Source organism: Neobacillus terrae (assembly GCF_011393025.1).
Lineage (GTDB): Bacteria > Bacillota > Bacilli > Bacillales > Cytobacillaceae > Neobacillus_A > Neobacillus_A terrae.
This window is the reverse complement of record NZ_JAAOEO010000005.1, coordinates 203,327-219,965: the sequence shown is the minus strand read 5'-3', so window position 1 is coordinate 219,965 and position 16,639 is coordinate 203,327. Positions and strand designations below refer to the sequence as shown.

At 35.2% G+C, this 16,639-nt stretch carries 18 protein-coding genes; 12 read left to right on the top strand and 6 right to left on the bottom strand.

Features of this window, described 5'->3' with window-relative positions:
- Nucleotides 1–165: 165 nt before the first annotated feature.
- From G8761_RS09415 to G8761_RS09390, 7 genes are all read left to right on the top strand, one after another.
- Nucleotides 166–735, top strand: coding sequence for a hypothetical protein (locus G8761_RS09415; RefSeq protein WP_166025907.1), 570 nt, complete (start codon nt 166–168; stop codon nt 733–735).
- A gap of 120 nt (nt 736–855) precedes the next feature.
- A complete protein-coding gene (locus G8761_RS09410; RefSeq protein WP_166025905.1) occupies nt 856–1,011 on the top strand; it encodes a hypothetical protein in 156 nt (51 codons plus the stop codon).
- Nucleotides 1,012–1,658: 647 nt separating this feature from the next.
- Nucleotides 1,659–2,087 (top strand): hypothetical protein, encoded by a 429-nt coding sequence (locus G8761_RS28045; RefSeq protein ID WP_420800244.1) that lies wholly within the window; start codon nt 1,659–1,661, stop codon nt 2,085–2,087.
- 296 nt (nt 2,088–2,383) lie between these two features.
- Nucleotides 2,384–2,845, top strand: a complete 462-nt coding sequence (locus tag G8761_RS09405; RefSeq protein ID WP_166025903.1) for a GyrI-like domain-containing protein — start codon at nt 2,384–2,386, stop codon at nt 2,843–2,845.
- A 147-nt stretch (nt 2,846–2,992) separates the two neighbouring features.
- The gene (locus tag G8761_RS09400) at nt 2,993–3,157 is read left to right on the top strand and encodes a hypothetical protein (RefSeq protein ID WP_166025901.1); all 165 of its coding nucleotides are present in this window, start codon (nt 2,993–2,995) and stop codon (nt 3,155–3,157) included.
- A 461-nt stretch (nt 3,158–3,618) separates the two neighbouring features.
- A complete protein-coding gene (locus G8761_RS09395) occupies nt 3,619–4,230 on the top strand; it encodes an FMN-binding negative transcriptional regulator (protein WP_166025899.1) in 612 nt (203 codons plus the stop codon).
- Between the two features lie 207 nt (nt 4,231–4,437).
- Nucleotides 4,438–5,052 carry a GntR family transcriptional regulator gene (locus G8761_RS09390; protein WP_166025896.1) on the top strand — a complete coding sequence of 205 codons (615 nt, stop codon included), beginning with the start codon at nt 4,438–4,440 and terminating at the stop codon, nt 5,050–5,052.
- Between the two features lie 46 nt (nt 5,053–5,098).
- On the opposite strand, the gene G8761_RS09385 is transcribed toward G8761_RS09390, so the two are convergent.
- A complete protein-coding gene (locus tag G8761_RS09385; protein ID WP_166025895.1) occupies nt 5,099–6,661 on the bottom strand; it encodes an ABC transporter permease/substrate-binding protein in 1,563 nt (520 codons plus the stop codon).
- Nucleotides 6,661–7,785, bottom strand: coding sequence for a betaine/proline/choline family ABC transporter ATP-binding protein (locus tag G8761_RS09380; RefSeq protein ID WP_166025893.1), 1,125 nt, complete (start codon nt 7,783–7,785; stop codon nt 6,661–6,663). Before G8761_RS09380 ends, G8761_RS09385 begins: the two co-directional genes overlap by 1 nt.
- Before the next feature lie 274 nt (nt 7,786–8,059).
- On the opposite strand from G8761_RS09380, the gene G8761_RS09375 reads away from it, so the two are divergent.
- From G8761_RS09375 to G8761_RS09355, 5 genes are all read left to right on the top strand, one after another.
- Nucleotides 8,060–8,653, top strand: a complete 594-nt coding sequence (locus tag G8761_RS09375) for a CBO0543 family protein (protein ID WP_166025891.1) — start codon at nt 8,060–8,062, stop codon at nt 8,651–8,653.
- A 379-nt stretch (nt 8,654–9,032) separates the two neighbouring features.
- On the top strand, nt 9,033–10,160 hold the full coding sequence (gene dnaN, locus G8761_RS09370; protein ID WP_166025889.1) for a DNA polymerase III subunit beta: 1,128 nt from the start codon (nt 9,033–9,035) through the stop codon (nt 10,158–10,160).
- Nucleotides 10,161–10,411: 251 nt separating this feature from the next.
- Nucleotides 10,412–10,567: a hypothetical protein gene (locus tag G8761_RS09365; RefSeq protein ID WP_420800236.1), complete on the top strand. Its 156-nt coding sequence runs from the start codon at nt 10,412–10,414 to the stop codon at nt 10,565–10,567.
- An 87-nt stretch (nt 10,568–10,654) separates the two neighbouring features.
- Nucleotides 10,655–12,010 carry an amidohydrolase family protein gene (locus G8761_RS09360; RefSeq protein WP_166025887.1) on the top strand — a complete coding sequence of 452 codons (1,356 nt, stop codon included), beginning with the start codon at nt 10,655–10,657 and terminating at the stop codon, nt 12,008–12,010.
- A gap of 259 nt (nt 12,011–12,269) precedes the next feature.
- Nucleotides 12,270–12,704 (top strand): SRPBCC family protein, encoded by a 435-nt coding sequence (locus G8761_RS09355; RefSeq protein WP_166025885.1) that lies wholly within the window; start codon nt 12,270–12,272, stop codon nt 12,702–12,704.
- A gap of 224 nt (nt 12,705–12,928) precedes the next feature.
- Here G8761_RS09355 and G8761_RS09350 read toward each other — a convergent pair whose 3' ends face one another.
- The 4 genes from G8761_RS09350 to G8761_RS09335 all read right to left on the bottom strand — a co-directional run bounded on the left by G8761_RS09350 (nt 12,929) and on the right by G8761_RS09335 (nt 16,621).
- Nucleotides 12,929–13,897 carry an NAD(P)-dependent alcohol dehydrogenase gene (locus G8761_RS09350; RefSeq protein WP_166025883.1) on the bottom strand — a complete coding sequence of 323 codons (969 nt, stop codon included), beginning with the start codon at nt 13,895–13,897 and terminating at the stop codon, nt 12,929–12,931.
- A 322-nt stretch (nt 13,898–14,219) separates the two neighbouring features.
- Nucleotides 14,220–15,224, bottom strand: a complete 1,005-nt coding sequence (locus tag G8761_RS09345; protein WP_166025881.1) for a DUF3231 family protein — start codon at nt 15,222–15,224, stop codon at nt 14,220–14,222.
- 171 nt (nt 15,225–15,395) lie between these two features.
- A complete protein-coding gene (locus tag G8761_RS09340) occupies nt 15,396–15,920 on the bottom strand; it encodes a CBO0543 family protein (protein WP_166025879.1) in 525 nt (174 codons plus the stop codon).
- A 224-nt stretch (nt 15,921–16,144) separates the two neighbouring features.
- Nucleotides 16,145–16,621, bottom strand: coding sequence for a hypothetical protein (locus tag G8761_RS09335; protein WP_166025877.1), 477 nt, complete (start codon nt 16,619–16,621; stop codon nt 16,145–16,147).
- Between the last annotated feature and the right edge of the window lie 18 nt (nt 16,622–16,639).

Genomic DNA, 16,639 nt, shown 5'->3' with positions numbered 1-16,639 from the left:
AGATTGCATTGTAACGAAACCATCAATAAGAAGAGTGCATGGACTTTTAAGGGTTTATGCACCTTTTTTTATGATCCTCAATGGCTTATTAGGCTCCCCAAAAAGAGATTATTTGTTCATTCCCGAATATATTAGGAAGAAAGAATTTTAGTTAAGGGTGATAAAGTGCCAAAACAAAAAGCTGCTTTTTTAGTAATTCTATTGGTAGCTGCATTTTTATTGGGATATAGTTATTTTAAAAATTATTATTCCAGCGAAGGTATATTAGAAAAAGTAATAATTCACGATGGCTATACATTACATCAAATTAAAAAGCCTGTAACAGTTGAGGTTTATATTAAGCCAGAATGGATACCTTTTAAAAACGGTAAAGAAAAAGAAGTTAATATCAAACTAAAAGAAAAAAATAATACAAACATTTTCCTTAAAGATGTCATAAATCGGAAAAATGATCTTTATTTCAGTTTTACAACGACATTTAATATGAGTAGCAATAAGGGAAGTTTTTTATATAACGAAATATTTCATGAGGATGGTTCCTTTACTGATAATTTATCTCCTAATGATTATTATTTATATAATAACAATCATCAAAAAATCGAAGTAGGTCAGGTGGGGCAGGGCCCGGATTCTGACTTTTTCTTTGGAATAACACCCGACAATTATAATCTTATTAAAGAAGGATTTTATGTTAAGTACTCAGGGTTTCATTTATATAAATATTCAAAGGATTAAGGGATGAAAGATTTTAAAAAAACTATTTTAGATACAGAAGAGGGATTACTTTTAAAGTCCAGGGATAATTAATGATATGTTGGTAATCATATTATTGATTTTAAGAGGGAGGTCAGTTATATGAAAGATAATGAGGATATAACGTCTGAGGGTTTAAATCAAATATTTGAAGTTATAAATGCAAAAGGTGATACTGGGGAATTAAATGAAATACTGGATAGATCAAGTACTGATTCTGACAAGGAAGATCCAGAAGGTAACAATCAGCTAATCTGACCTGCTGGTTGTTAAAAATCTTGCTGCCAAATCGGCAGCTTTTTCAATAATAAAAGGTGCATGGTGAGTGTTTGATATTTATTAATTGGCTCTTTTCTTGGAGAATATTGCAATTTGAAGAAACTGTGAGCAAAAATAGGCGAGATCCTCGAAAATGCATTTGCATTTTCTTCGTGCGGTGACGATTCACCGATGCAATCTCAACGTCCTGCGGGAAAAGCAAGCCAGGCGAGACCCCGCAGGTCGTTAGCGACCGAGGAGAAAGAAGAACGGAAGCGCCTTGTTCAGCCCCGACAAGCGCTGGAGGGCCTGACGATGAAGTCGTTCTTTACTTCAAAGTCAGGACTGAAGCGACCTCGAGGGGCTAGGTGCTGAATTTTGACAGGCTCGCGGATTGCCCGCGGAAAGCGAGTCTATTTTTACTTAAACAACAAAGTTTACTAATAGAGTCATTAATTTAGAACAAATGGAATTAGTGAAGAAATAACCAGGTGTTATTCCTAATGCAGGTGAAAAAGGAGATAAGTTCTATAATTGGAGGATTATTTTTGTGTTATTGAATATTTTAAAAAAGAGTCGAAAAGTAAGTTGAGGTGAAAACACTTATGATAACAAGGTAGCACTTCCTATTTAATTTATCTATAATAATAATTCCATGGCTATCATTGTTATTTTTAGGAAAGCGTAATATGAAACGTTTTTCTTTATCAGGGGTTTTTATTGTAATTTTTGAGATCATAAATCATTTATATGGCCACAGGAGGAATTGGTGGAAGTTTTACGATAAGCGAAAGTCATTTATTAAGGACGAACTTCCTTTTAGTGTTGGTTCTTACATGCCTATTTCTCTATGGATACTTAAAATTTCGTATGGTAACTTCAAAAAGTTTGTAATACTTAATGTCATCTCTGATGGACTCTTTGCTTTTCTTTTTATTGATGTTCTTAAAAGATTTAAAATCATAAGCCTAAAGCGGATAAATCATATTCAGTTCTTTATATACTTACACTATAAAGCTTATTTATTATATGGAGTACAGTATTTGATTGAGAAAACAAGAAGATTTGTTGTTTGACTACATAAGAGTGACCTCGAAAGCACTTTTTTAAACTTCCTTCTTGATCCTTATAGAGCAAAGGAAACATAAAATAAGTTACTATATATTTTTCCAGCTAATCGTGGCATGAATCCAAAAAGGATTGATGCACTTTTTTGTTAAGGAGGAAAAGACGCCCAAGATAAAGTTAAACCACTAGCAGGAGTAATTGGTCATTTCCCCTTTGAACTGGAAGATGGATTCCAAGAAGGATTTTCCTCCTTCTATGAGGAATAGTTACTCGGATTATTACTAAAGAAGGGGAAGGTTTTAAAATGGAATTTAAAGAATTGATAAAGAGTTCCTTTGTATTAGTAGGTTACAGTGCGCCAGGAAAATGGGGTAGCAATATTGTTTATCCTATACCAGAACTATGGGAAAAATCGTATAAATTTATCAGTGAAAACAATGCAGATAAAATAGTAGGAGTTTGCCTTCCTCCAAGAAGTGATCATTATTTCTATACCTGTGGAATGGAAATAGATTTTGTTGATTTCCACAAAGTTGAAAAAGGAATGACTATACATACCTTTCCTGCACAAAAATATGTTGTCTACAAGCATATCGGGCACGTTAAAAATATTCCAAATTCATACGGGAAACTATGGAAGGTGTTTGATCAGGAAGGCTATAGAATCAGAGAAGGAATGCCCGAGATTGAGATAGTAGAAAGTAATATGTTTGGAAAAGAAGAAACAGATGAGTATGTAATGGAAATTTGGATCCCTGTTGAATAAGCGAAATGGAAGAAAATGATCCTTCTCATCTAACGAGACCAGTTTAAGAAGGTCAAAGAATATATTTTTACTCGTCACAACATTGTCATTGCTTTCTCCTAGTAATCCCGCATACAATGAGAGTTATTTGCAATGGAGGGAACATACATGGAAAAGGCTATTCAATTTTTGGAATCGTACATGGATAAATGGAGAAGATGGGCGGAAATGGCCGACGGCGTAGGTATGCCAACCGAACCATTTACCCGCAAGATAGGAGATTGCTCTACCCATTATCCGCCATATGAAAGAGGGAAAATCCCCCACTCCTAAAATGAAACAGTTTATTGAAGATGTAGTAAATGAACACCTGGAGAATATGAATTTGGGCAAGCAGGATGAGTTGGGTCAGGATATAGTCAAAATACTGGAAACCATCCGTTTTGAAAAAGGACATAAAAATGGAGAAAGGACAGCTGGCCCAAAGCCCCTGTCTTTTTTGTTTACGCACTTATTCTAAAGGAGCAGCTTCATTGAAGAAGGAATTCTGATACAGAAAATGGAATAGTAAATAGCTATAGGAGAAGAGGGCAAACGTGTGAGGAAAAACAAAAAATAGTTTATATGAATACATAATCAGGTAGTCATTTATCCTCTCAAACGTGCTGCCTGTTTTGCCGGGCATTTTTTTATTGAACTAGGAAGAGTTATTCCGGCCTAAAACAATTATTTTATCATTCTAGTAAACTTAAAATAAAGGTAAAAATCATTCTTTTAAAGAGGTGGAATCCAATATGTATATACCAAAGCATTTCGAAATTAAGGACCAAGATGTTATTTATAACTTTATCGAAGAGTATAGCTTTGCAACTTTATTTTCTCAACATAAGGGGGAACCTTGCGCCACTCATCTTCCGTTGCTATTAAATAAAGATGAACATGCTTTATATGGACATTTTGCACGTCCGAACGGGCAATGGAAGGATGCAGATAACCAACTAGTTCTTGTGGTTTTCCAGGGCCCACACTGTTATATTTCACCTTCTTGGTACGAAACGACCAAGGCCGTACCTACTTGGAATTATGTGTCTATTCATTTATATGGAAAGATGGAGATGATAGCGGATGGAAAAATAATATTTGATTCTTTAAATGATATGGTTAAAAAATATGAAAGTACAGATAGTTCATACAATTTAAATGATGTAGACCCCAGTTTTATCGAAGGAATGAGTAAAGGAATTGTAGCGTTCAAAATAAAAATTACAAAAATTGAAGCAAAAGCTAAATTAAGTCAAAATCATCCTGTGGAACGGCAAGAGTTAATTATTAGTCATTTAGAAAGAACAACTAATCAAGATAATCTACAAGTAGCCGCGCTTATGAGAAAAAACCTTCAAAAATAAAAAACTTGTTCTGATTGAGGTTAACAGGGATGGGGTTGCTTAAAAATTTAAATCGCCTATTATTTTCATAGTTTGAACATGAGATAAAATACACTTAAAATGAAACACTGAATATAACTTTAGAATTTCAATCTCGATATTTAAAAATGGTATAATAATTTATTCAATCATTAAAGAATTTTCAAAAATGGATAAAGGAAGACATACATGCGTACGAAGATACCGGTATATGAACAAATAGCGATTGATATTGCAAACCGTATATACAATGAGAAATATAAGGTCGGAGAAAAAATTCATGGGAGATCTACACTTGCGAGCGAGTATAATGTATCTCCTGAGACGGTTCGCAAGGCCATGAAGATCCTTGAGGATGTTGAGATTGTTAAATCAACCAAGGGGGCCGGGGTTGAAATTTCCTCCAGGGAGAATGCCTTAACTTATATTAATCGCTTTTCCAATATTGAAAGTGTAAAAGATATGGAAAAGCAGATGAGGAAGCTAATGACAGAACGACAAAAGCTGGATGAACAGCTTTTCGAGACCATGAATAAAATTGTGGATTATTCCGGCAAGCTGCGACATACCAATCCTCTGGCTCCCATTGAAGTGGAGATAACAGCCGAATGCCCCTATATTGGACAGACGGTTTCAGAACTTAAATTTTGGCAAAATACAGGCGGTACGATTGTAGGGATTAAACGGGAAGGGGAATTAACCATTTCTCCTGGCCCATATGCCAGTATTCAGCTCAATGATATTCTGCTCGTAATTGGCAACGAGAAAACACATAGCAGAGTTTGGGATTTCTTGTATAGATAAAAAAGAAAACGAGCCTGGATTTTTCCAAGCTCGTTTTTTATTTAACTTAAATTAAGCCTTCATCAATTAAGAATTGCTTCGCAACCTTTTCAGGCGATTGCTTTAGACTATCTACTTTATAATTTAATTCACGCATTTTCTCATCAGTCAAAGTTCCTGCCAGGGAGTTCATGACTTTCTTCAATTCAGGATATTCCTTAAGCGTTTCTTCTCTCACCATTGGAACAGCATAGTAAGGAGGGAAGAAGTTCTTGTCATCCTTAAGGACTTTTAATTTAAATTCCTGAAGCATGCCGTCTGTAGAAAATGCATCGATAACCTGGCTCTTATTGTTCATTAAGGCCGTATATCTTAAACCGCCGTCTACAGCCTTTAGATTTGCGAAGTTCATAGTATACTTTTGTGCTAGACCAGGCAGACCATCTTTTCTGTTTGAAAATTCGATGGTAGTACCAGCGGTTAATTGATTGCTGACTTTTGCTAAATCTGAGAAGGTTTCCAGACCGTACTTTTTGGCTGTATCCTGTCTGACTGCCAGGGTATAGGTATTATTAAATCCGAGCGGTTTAAGCGTTTCAATACTATACCTTTTTTCAAATTCATTTCTTACTGTGGAATAAACCTTATTAGGGTTATTCGAAACATCTTTTTTCAAAATACTAACCAGGCCTGTGCCTGTGTATTCAACGTAAGCATCAACATCACCCTTTTTGAGGGCACCAAATACTACCTGTGTTCCGCCAAGGTTTACTTTTCGTTCAACTGAAATATCCGTTTTTGCTTCAATTAAATCAGCTGTCATATGGGCAAGAATAATCGATTCGCTGAAATTTTTTGATCCAATGACAATTTTATTTTTAGCGTCCACCATTTTATATACATACGATGAACCAATTCCCAGCACTAATAGAACAATAGCAGCAGGTATTAAAATCTTTTTGAACTTAGGTTTTTTCTGTTGTTTAATAGAACCATTCATTTTACTTGTATAAGAAAGCTTTGATTCCATTTTACCGACTGCAAAATCAATCAGTAAGGCTAGGATACAAGCAGGAATAGCCCCAGCAAGAATCATGTTATTATCGACTGTTGAAACACCAGAGAAAACAAGATAACCCAGTCCGCCGGCACCGACAAAGGCAGCGATTGTCATAAGTCCAACAGCAGTTACTGCAGAGATACGAACTCCAGCCATAATAATTGGGAAGGCAAGAGGCAGCTGAATTTTCCGCATTGTCTGACTCTTGGTTAAGCCAATTCCCCTTGCAGCCTCAATAATATCAGAATCGATATTGGTTAAGCCTGTATAAGTGTTTTTTACAATAGGAAGTAAAGAATAAAGCACAACCATAATGATGGCAGGAGTACTGCCTATGCCGATGAAGGGGATTAGGAAACCGAGCAGCGCCAAGCTTGGTACAGCCTGGATTACATTCGCTATCCCAAGGATAGGTTTAGAGAATTTCTTGTTTCTTGAAATCAGGATACCAAGAGGAACTCCAATAATGATGGCAATCAATACAGATACAATACTCAATAAGATATGCTGTCCAAGCAAATCGATGATTTGCCCGGTATTTTTGGTTGCGTAGTTAAAAAAGTCCTTCATTAAAATGCCACCTCCAAATCAAGTAATTGACTGCTCAAAGCAGAAAGAATGCTGCTCCGGGTAATCAGCCCTTTTAAATGACCAGAGTGATCTACTACTGGCAAATAACCAATTTTATTGTCATTCATCATCTTTAGAACAAAAATGAGATCAGTATCTTCCGTAACAGAATAAACATTCCGTTCCATGACTTCACCCACAGGCAATTTCCGGTCAACAAGTTTAATATCCTTTAATGTCACAAGCCCGATTAAGGTTTGTTCACTGTCTGTGACCATAAGGCTATCTACTTTGTTTTCCTTCATAATTTCTACTGCCTGGAAGACATTCCGCTTTGGCAGAACCTTTACAGGACTAGTAATCATAATATCTTCTGCTTTTAACACCTCAGGATTGTTCCAAACACGGCGTTTTCCTAAGAAGCTCTCCACATACTCAGATGCTGGATTCTTAAGGATATTTTCAGGCGTATCATATTGCAGGATATGGCCATCTTTAAGAAGACAAATTTTATCCGCAATTTTATAGGCTTCGTCCATATCATGGGTTACGAAGATAATGGTTTTGTTCAATTCTTTCTGCATGTTGAAGAGTTCTTCCTGAAGGGAACTTCTTGTAACGGGATCAAGAGCGCTAAAGGGCTCGTCCATAAGGATAATATCGGAGTCAGTTGAGAAGGCGCGGGCAACTCCAACACGCTGCTGTTGTCCGCCGCTTAATTCTTTTGGATAGCGGTTAAGGTATTCTTTTGGATTTAAACCGACAAGCTTCAAGAGGTACTCTGTTTTCTTTTCAATTGATTCAGGTGATTCTCCCTTGAGCTTCGGAATGAGTTCAAGATTTTCCTGGATGGTCATATGAGGAAATAGACCGGTACTTTGGATGACATATCCGATGTTTCTCCTCAAATCTACGGGATTGATCTTTGAGATGTCTTCTCCGTTTATTAAAATTTTTCCTGAACTTGGCTCAATAAGGCGGTTCACCATTTTTAACAGAGTGGTCTTGCCGCAGCCGCTGGGCCCTATAAAGACGACCAGCTCACCAGCGTCGATTTCCAAATTGAAATTGTCAATGACTGCACGTTTCTGATAGCTTTTAACAATGTTTTCAAATTTAATCACCAAATTCCCCCTAAAATGTTATTTATATATTCACCCGTTAAGTAACAACTTAATAATAACATAAAAGTTGTTTCTTATGAAGGGTAATTTGAAATACATGTAAAAAGGGAAACATTTTTCTAGTTTAAGATGAATTTAACGTTTTGGTCCTTGTAACAATAAAATTAAGCATTATATAATAGCCACTGGTTTTTCTTACATTGATCAACTTCAGGTCAATGAATAAAACCTACTGGTAAAACTAAATACTAATAAAAAGGGGAGGAGAACACTTTTGAAAACGGGTCAACTACATATAATCGAACAAATTAGCAAGGCAGATATTGAAGAAAGTAATAGATGGATAAATTACTGGCAGGAGTATTCTAACTACACAACTTGGCAATTTTGGGTTGTTCTTGGTATGTTTGTTATTCCTCTGATCTTATTAATTCTTTTCATTGACCGAAAAAACATATTCCAGCTTGGATTTTATGGGTATAGTGTTCATGTTTTTTTTACTTATACAGATGCCATGGGTACACTCAGAGGCATATGGATTTATCCCTATAAATTTCTTCCCCTGCTACCATCAAGTATTACTCTAGATGCTTCATTGGTACCTGTTACTTATATTCTGCTTTACCAATACACACTTAATAGAAGGAAGAATTATTATATTTGGATGCTTCTGCTCTGTCTTGCTTTAGCGTTTTTTTTGAAACCGCTAATGGTCGGAATTGGACTATTTCATTTTAATGGGAAGGAGAACTTTCTATTACTTTTCACTTGTTATGTAATAGTCGGCTTAACATCTAAATGGGTAACTGACCTTTTTAAATTTTTGAGTAAAACTACAAAATGGAGTTTTAATCGAGACAACAACTAAAGATTAATCAACAGGGAAAAATCAAGAAGGTGGTGCTGCGGCATCATCTTTTTCACTGTGAAAAAATCCTTTTTCCTTAATTAATCTTCGGAATGTTTGTGTCATGATCTCCCCACAGCTTCTTCCTATACTAACGGACAGAAGGATTATAAACAGCCGTTTGATCCAGTCTGACATTAAATGCCAGGTTAATTTCCGTCATTTTATAAAGGATGGAAAATAGCGACACCCTATCATTGTTCTATATATCGTAACCATCCTGAACCGAGAACGGTTTTTGCAATTAGTAGCTTATTCCCACCCAGGAAATTTATAACAGGTATTTTAGAAGTTTTGTCGAAATAGGTTCACTAACGATAAAAATGGAGTGGACTTTATTATGGAATTTATGATAAACCATGAATGTTTTTATAAAGCAATTTCAGATGTCAGTAAAGCTGTTTCTCCAAAAACCCCTTTTCCCATTTTGACAGGTATTAAGATAACTGCAAATAATGATTATTTAATCCTTGTGGGAAGCAATTCTGATATTGTCATTCAAAAAGTTATTCCTATGATGATTAATGGAGTAAAGATATTAGAAATTTACCATACTGGCAGTGTGGTTATATCTGCTAAGTATCTAAGTGAAATTGTTAGGAAGCTGTCTGATAAAATACATATAAAAGTGAGCGAAAAACAATTAGTAACAATCCAATCAGATGAGATTGTTACTCAATTGAATGGATTTAATTCTAATGAGTACCCCAGCCTTCCTTCAATCGATGAAGCGAAGATAATCAGAATTCATCGAGATGAATTAATAGATATGATTAAACAAACAGCATTTGCTGCCTCCAAGAGCGAGTCAAGACCTGCCTTAACAGGGGTCAATATGACCTTTACTGAGAAGCGTCTTACATGTTCAGCAACAAATTCACATCGTTTAGCATTAAGAGACCTGGCAATAAAGTCCAATATAACCGGTTCTTACATAGTTCCTAGTAGCAGTCTAAATGATCTTACTAAATTAATGGATAACGAATCTGATGAACTAAATATTTTCTTAACGGAAAGACATATAGTTTTTAATTCAAAAACAGTTTCACTCTTTTCAAGATTAATTGAGGGGAATTATCCTAATGTTTCAGGTTTAATTCCTAACCAATCAAAAACAACCATTACAATGAATACCAAACAGCTATTAGAAGGTATAGATAGAGCTAGTCTTTTTGCTAGTGAGTGGAAAAATAACAATGTTCATATTGAAATTCAGGATGGCACAAAAATTGGAATTTCTTCTACCTCTTCAGAAGTAGGGAAAATAGAAGAAACACAGTATATTAGATCATTTAAGGGGGAAACCGATTTAAGTATTTCCCTTAATGGAAGCTTTTTAATGGATGCCTTAAAAGTAATAAAAGAAGAAGAGGTAAGATTAAGTTTCTGTGGCTCGATGAGGCCGGTGCTCATTGAACCCATAGGTAATTCAAACTATCTTCATCTTATTTCTCCCGTCCGATCTTAATAAAATTGCAAATGAAAAAATCTACCGCAGAACAGTAGATTTAATAGGGGGGGTGATGGAAAAGATCGATCGATCCTTATGTAAATAGATTACCCGTTTCTGCTTAAAGTAATCATATAAATAGTTATTCTGGCCATCATTATCAGTGGCCTTTTTCTTTTATGCAATAAAGTAGGGAAATAAACCCAAATAGAGAATTTGAAATAGTTATAAAATAGAAATTATGTCGGTATTAATTAAATGAGGAAATTATGTATACAGCACCAAAATATATTGTTTCTGTAGCTACTATTGTATTAAATAATAAAGGTGAAATTATTTTATTAATAAAAGGACCAAAAGAGGATGGGAGATTCCTGGCGGTTATGTTGAATAAGGAGCATTATAGTGGTTATCATTCAGAATAATTGATTTTTTGGAGAGATGGCATGGGTTTTTTCCATGAATTAGTAGAATAGATATTCTATTACTTTTAGAATGGGAGTCTTCCTAACATGTCGGATAGTCAGCATGTTTTATTAAAAGACATAAACTTGGTTGATGTTGTTTCAGGATTTGTTTTTCCTGCATCAATACTTATAAAAGATGGTTTTATATCTAAAATTTTCAATAATGATGAACAATATCTAAGCGAAACAGGGATTCGGATGATTGATGGAAATGGAAAGTGGGTAATTCCTGGCTTGATCGATATGCATGTTCATATTAAAGATGGATTTGCTCCATTGTTTGTAGCATCTGGGGTTACTACGGTTCGTAATACTGGGGGAAATGTATTAGAGCTGAAAAAATTAAGAGAAGCTTCAGGTGACGCTGCTACCCCCAGAGTCTTTTCTGCTGACAGGGTGATTGATGGGCATCCTGGACTTTGGGGAGAAACAAGCCCTTGGAATTTTAATACTGATGATCCCAATGCAGCACGTGAAGAAGTAATCAGGCAGGTGAAAGCAGGCGCAGATTTAATTAAAGTATACGGCTGGCTTTCAAAAGAAGTGATGGCAGCAGTGGTACTGGAAGCAAAAAAACATCAAAAAGAAGTAAGCTGCGACTTGATCCATTCTACTAAAGTAAATGCCGTAGAAGCGGGAGAAATTGGAGTAAAGTGGAATGAACATGCATCCGGAATCATCCAAGCAATGTATCCACAATGGAATATGGAGGCTGATGAACAAACCTGGAAAGAAGTTAATTGGAGTGAGCCAGATTTATATAAAATAAAAGAAGTTTGCATTCAACTCATCCAATATGGAGTAATTATTTGTCCTACAATGGCTCTATTTGATCAAATGAATAGATTGAATGATTGCTGGAAACCGGTAAACATAGTATTAAGTAAAACGTTTGAAAATAAAGGATTAATCCGTCAGTGGGAACATTTATCTCAATATGTGGATGCATTAAAGCAACAGGGGATTCAAACTGAAATCAATAAAGCGATTGCCAAGACATATTTTGACCTTGGTGGTACAGTTGTAGCCGGAACCGATAGCCCCGCAGGGATTTGGAGTTTTCCCGGAATGCTTCTCCACCGGGAATTGGAGTTATTTGTGGAAGCAGGATTTAGCGAATTGGATGCAATAAGAGCGCCAACCTCTGTCGCTGCCAAATCACTTAACCGGTTAGAATTAGGTATAATACAAGAGGGGGCCATTGCGGATCTTGTCATTTTAAATAGTAACCCATTAGAGAATATCAGGAATACAAAAGATATTGATTTAGTTATAAAAGGAGGCAAAGTTTATTCTCAATCTGAAATCCTGGAAAATGTCCCGAGTGAAGAAGAAAACAAACGGAATTTAGAGGATTTTATGAAAATCTTTAATGAAACAAAAGACCCTATAAAATACTAAAAAAAGATAGTTTAATAATAAGTATTCCAATAATAGTAACGAGAAAAGAATAAAGCTGTCCTAGGCTTTCTAGTCCTCTGAATGGCATTCCAAAATATCTTAGTGAAAAACCCAAAACAACGAAGATGAACAAAATAATTATAGAAGGTTTAAATCCAATTCTCTCCATACTCTCACTCCCTGAGTTAATTGTAAGAGGGAGGATATGGAAAAACAATCTTAAATTTGAATTTTCTTACAAAAGAGAGGAACGGTACGTATGAAAAATGTTACTAAGTTTAAAATCTTAAAGCCAGCTAATGAAGTATTTGAAGCATTTGTAGATCCCAAAAAAATCGGAAACTTTTGGTTTTCATCAAGTTCTGAAAGATGGGAACAAGGTAAAATCATTACGGTTAAATATGAGGAATACAATGCACAGCTTGATATAAAAGTTTTAGAAATCGAGAAAAATAAGAAAATTGTTTACGAATGGGGTGCAAATGGAGAAGGAAATATTGTAACCATTTCGCTAGAAGAATTGGACAATTCCAATACAATTATCGAAGTAATAGAAGAGGGCTTTAAAGATAATGATGAAGAATTGATTAGTCAATTGTTAGATAATAAAGAAGGCTGGGTATTTATGTTGTCTTGCTTAAAAGGGTATTTGGAATTTGGTGTTACCCAGTTAAGAGGCGGGTTAGTGAAGTAGCATATGAACGAACTCGAAAAAGCACATTTAGTCAAATGTGCTTTCTTTAGCTCATCAGAAGATATTTTAACACACGACGGACAGCACAAGGAAAGCTTCGTCAGCTTTGCCTCGTACGAAGAAAAAGCATAGCCTTTTTTGTGTATATGCCGTTTTGTTCATTATAAGCAAAACTATGGCTTTCGCCAAAAGGGCTTGGTGAATGCCAAGTTTTTCTGAAATTTTTACACAATAATAACGACTTTTCCCTGTGCATGGCCTTTTTCAAAATAACTGAAAGCCTCAGGTACCTCACTTAGCTTATAACATCGATCGATAACTGGTTTTACTTTACCTTCTTCAAGAAGTCCTTTCATATATATAAGATCTTCTTGGTTTTGCCTTTGTAAAAAGGTACCCATTTTCTTTTTTTCGGTAAGTGAAATCCAAGGACCAAGAGTCATCGCCTGGAACATTTGAGAACCTGATCCTCCTACATGCACAAATATCCCATTAGGCTTTAATGCACGCTTATAAGAAGATATCGAATGATGGCCATTTACACCAATAACCACGTCATAAGTTTCTGCCTTTTTCGGAAAATCTTCCTTGGAATAGTCTATGACATGATCGGCACCCAAAGATTTTACTATATCTAAATTTCTAGTGCTGCAAACAGCAGTAACCTCAGTCCCATATGATTTGGCAATTTGTACAGCAAAGGTACCAACTCCTCCAGAAGCACCATTTATTAATACCTTCTGTCCCGGCTGAATTTTTCCTTTATCCCGCATTCCCTGTAAAGCCGTTACGCCCGCCATCGGTACGGCAGCAGCTTCCTCAAATGAAATATTCGAAGGTTTTAGAGCTAGTGCATGTTCGGGAACGGATACATATTCAGCATAACCACCCCAGCCACAGCGGGAAAGGTCCCCGAAAACCTCATCGCCTGGTTTAAACTGTTTAACATTTTTGCCAACTGCTTCAACCAGGCCTGCTATATCACCTCCGGGTATGGAGTATTTTGGTTTTAAAAGGCCGAAAGCAAAGCGGGCTAAAAAAGGTTCACCTTTTAGAAGGACCAGGTTACCAAAATTGACAGATGATGCATGTACTTTTACCAGTACTTGATCCTCCTTCGGTACTGGTTTTTCCACCTCAGTTAATTTAAGAACATCAGGCGATCCATATTTATCATAAGTGATAGCTTTCATAAATCTCCTCCTTTTATTCGTTTCTCATATTGTTATTTAAAAGATATTCCAGTTGAAGGAAATTAAAAACTAGAATCCAACTTTTAGCCCAGATTTATTTTAATTATAAGAACAATCTGGCTTCGCATATCCTTTAAAAAGTTGCCGAAATAGTTGAGAACTGCAATACCGGATAAAGGCGAATTAGTTAAAAATAATGGAATTTTATTTCATTAAAAAAACACCCCTTTCAATGAAAGAGGATGATTTTTAAGATGCTTATTAGTGCAAGACACACACAATTATTGTAAATGGATTTTCTTATCTATATCTTGTTTTTTAACTACATTTCTCTTGCAAGTTCTTCCCGATTAGGAGCAAGAGGTGGTTGTTCAAACCATTTATTTTGTACCATCAAATTAAACCATTTTTTTGTAACCATTAGATTTTTTAAAATTGTACCCTCATAAGCAGTCACAAGGTCTGTTCGCATGGCTGACGCTAGACCAGTACCATGATAGTTTTGGGCAGCCTGAAACAAGAATCCTATATGATAAAGCATTAATTTATCAGAAAAAGGAGAGTCCGTAGAAGTTGTCACTTCTGTTTCCAAGGATTTCGGAACGGGTAAGTTATCAGCTTGCATTATTTTTCCAAATGCTTTTATCTCAGCATCTGCCGTTTTTTCAGAATCAGTTAGAAATTTTCTTACCTCTTTTGTTTGAGCGACTTGACTGAAAGCAATGGAAAGTGTTTTAGCTAAAATGCTCTTTTTTAGGTTAAAAGAAATACTAATGATTTCTGTCGCTGATAATTTTCTTCCCTTACCGAAAAATCCATCCGTGAAATCTTGGCTGGAAATAAATTCAGGGTTTTTTGCTGGATAAAACAAAGGATCTCTTTGGAAAATTCCTTTTTCAAGCAATAACTCAATTGTTTGATGATACATTCTTTTCGCATCGTTATCGCATGAGTCGTAAAATTCTCTTAAGTCTTTCCTTACAGAAACTGCTAGAGAAGTGGTGTGCCCTAGCAAACCATGTAAGGTCATGATATGTAAATAATTCAGGCAAAATATATCCGTGAACAATCTCTGTTTACCTTTAAAAAGGTCTGAATCGTTAAACCCAATTGGAATGGGAAATCCTTCGTTCTCTATAAAAGAAATAATTTGTTTCTTTTGGTTTTCGAATGTATGAATTGCATCCTCAAAAATGGCTTTTATTTGTTCGTCTTCAATAATGGTAACCATATATTTATTTACTGCATTTGCCATTGTGCCGTTCACATATTCTCCCCAAAGTGTTCCTATTTCGGAAGATGTGAGTCTTAATTTATTCTCTTCCACATTATCACCTCATGTCTATTATTTACTAATTTCTAGTTGATATGAATTGAATTTACTATGCTAAAGATTAGAACAATCAAATGGATTTCACTAAGAAGAACATGATGAATAAGGTAGTAGGAAGACAAAAAAATTATAAGAAGAACAATTTGATAATTTTTCCAGGTTAAATTACTTAAATGATTCCATTGGAATATCAAATGATTTTAAAAGAACAATTAAGGCAAGGATAGAAATTAGCCAGGCAGCAATTGGTCTTTTAACATGCAGTTTTAAAACAGAAAACATAACAATATTAAAGAGGATGGACCAATACATATTCCAACCATAATGATGTTCAATTAAATGCAAATAATCCCGATTGATAAATTCAATACTGCTATAAATAACTACCCAAAATAATATCCACAATACCTGTTTATATGGCAGTTTTGGAAAATTACCTAGATAAATAAGCATTGTAGAGGAATATGCGAATAGCATAATCACTATATTTATGATAAAATGACCGAATAAAAATTGGGTTCCAAATATGGTTTCCTTATAAGTCCATAGCATGTGATCATGTAAGAGAGTATTCTTAAACAAATCACCACCTACAAAAAATAGCCACGTTGGATAGTAGGTCCGCCAGTTTTTCCAATCGCCCCATTTAATAGCAGCAGCTAAGAATAATAAATTATAGAGTATATGCATATAAAAACTCCTTGCAGAAATACAAAGATTCATGAACGCTGAAATACATGGCAATTTTTTGTATATTGCATTGTTTTTTAAAACTTTATTGGTAAAATTTCTATTTAGAGGATTATTTTGAAATCCGGTGGGTAAATAGCTAACTGTAGGGTGGATGCCCCTATCCATCCCTCTTCCTATTTAATCTACTGCCTATGTCTGGCGGTAGATTTTTTTTGCCCAATTTACATATCTTCTTTTTTGCTTTTTGTTTTATAAAGATCATAACTGTATTGAAATCCGTACATTGAAAATGCTTTGATAAGGAACAGAAGGGAAAGCTTAAATTTAGATAACCTTACGAGCGAAGCGTATCCCATTCTCTTAAAAATACCGACTAAAATATAGGTGAAAAATGAATCGATAATGAGGTTGGTGATAAAATATCTTTTTAAATTGCCATAGGTAAATTTTAATGTCCAAAATGATCCGACTATAAATGGGCCTACAATTAATGGTAATTCGCCTAGAACATTGGGTTTGGCCTTGTGAAAAAACCACCACCATTTTTTCTTTTCTGCTAACCATCCTTCAACAGTCACGTATAGAGTAATAAACAATACACCAGGGGTAAATTTTTTCAATGTCTTTCCGCCAAGAAAGGGAACTGACAGCCAAGGAAGAATGGTCAATAAAATAATTAAATTTTTAAGTCTCCTCATATTAATCACCAACTTTAG

What these genes read in the sequence shown, in the direction of transcription:
- G8761_RS09405 (WP_166025903.1), top strand. Translation starts at nt 2,384, where the DNA reads ATGGAATTTAAAGAATTGATAAAGAGTTCCTTTGTATTAGTAGGTTAC.
- G8761_RS09335 (WP_166025877.1), bottom strand. Translation starts at nt 16,621, where the DNA reads ATGAGGAGACTTAAAAATTTAATTATTTTATTGACCATTCTTCCTTGG.
- G8761_RS09360 (WP_166025887.1), top strand. Translation starts at nt 10,655, where the DNA reads ATGTCGGATAGTCAGCATGTTTTATTAAAAGACATAAACTTGGTTGAT.
- G8761_RS09410 (WP_166025905.1), top strand. Translation starts at nt 856, where the DNA reads ATGAAAGATAATGAGGATATAACGTCTGAGGGTTTAAATCAAATATTT.
- dnaN (WP_166025889.1), top strand. Translation starts at nt 9,033, where the DNA reads ATGGAATTTATGATAAACCATGAATGTTTTTATAAAGCAATTTCAGAT.
- G8761_RS09400 (WP_166025901.1), top strand. Translation starts at nt 2,993, where the DNA reads ATGGAAAAGGCTATTCAATTTTTGGAATCGTACATGGATAAATGGAGA.
- G8761_RS09365 (WP_420800236.1), top strand. Translation starts at nt 10,412, where the DNA reads ATGTATACAGCACCAAAATATATTGTTTCTGTAGCTACTATTGTATTA.
- G8761_RS09340 (WP_166025879.1), bottom strand. Translation starts at nt 15,920, where the DNA reads ATGCATATACTCTATAATTTATTATTCTTAGCTGCTGCTATTAAATGG.
- G8761_RS09390 (WP_166025896.1), top strand. Translation starts at nt 4,438, where the DNA reads ATGCGTACGAAGATACCGGTATATGAACAAATAGCGATTGATATTGCA.
- G8761_RS09385 (WP_166025895.1), bottom strand. Translation starts at nt 6,661, where the DNA reads ATGAAGGACTTTTTTAACTACGCAACCAAAAATACCGGGCAAATCATC.
- G8761_RS09350 (WP_166025883.1), bottom strand. Translation starts at nt 13,897, where the DNA reads ATGAAAGCTATCACTTATGATAAATATGGATCGCCTGATGTTCTTAAA.
- G8761_RS09395 (WP_166025899.1), top strand. Translation starts at nt 3,619, where the DNA reads ATGTATATACCAAAGCATTTCGAAATTAAGGACCAAGATGTTATTTAT.
- G8761_RS09355 (WP_166025885.1), top strand. Translation starts at nt 12,270, where the DNA reads ATGAAAAATGTTACTAAGTTTAAAATCTTAAAGCCAGCTAATGAAGTA.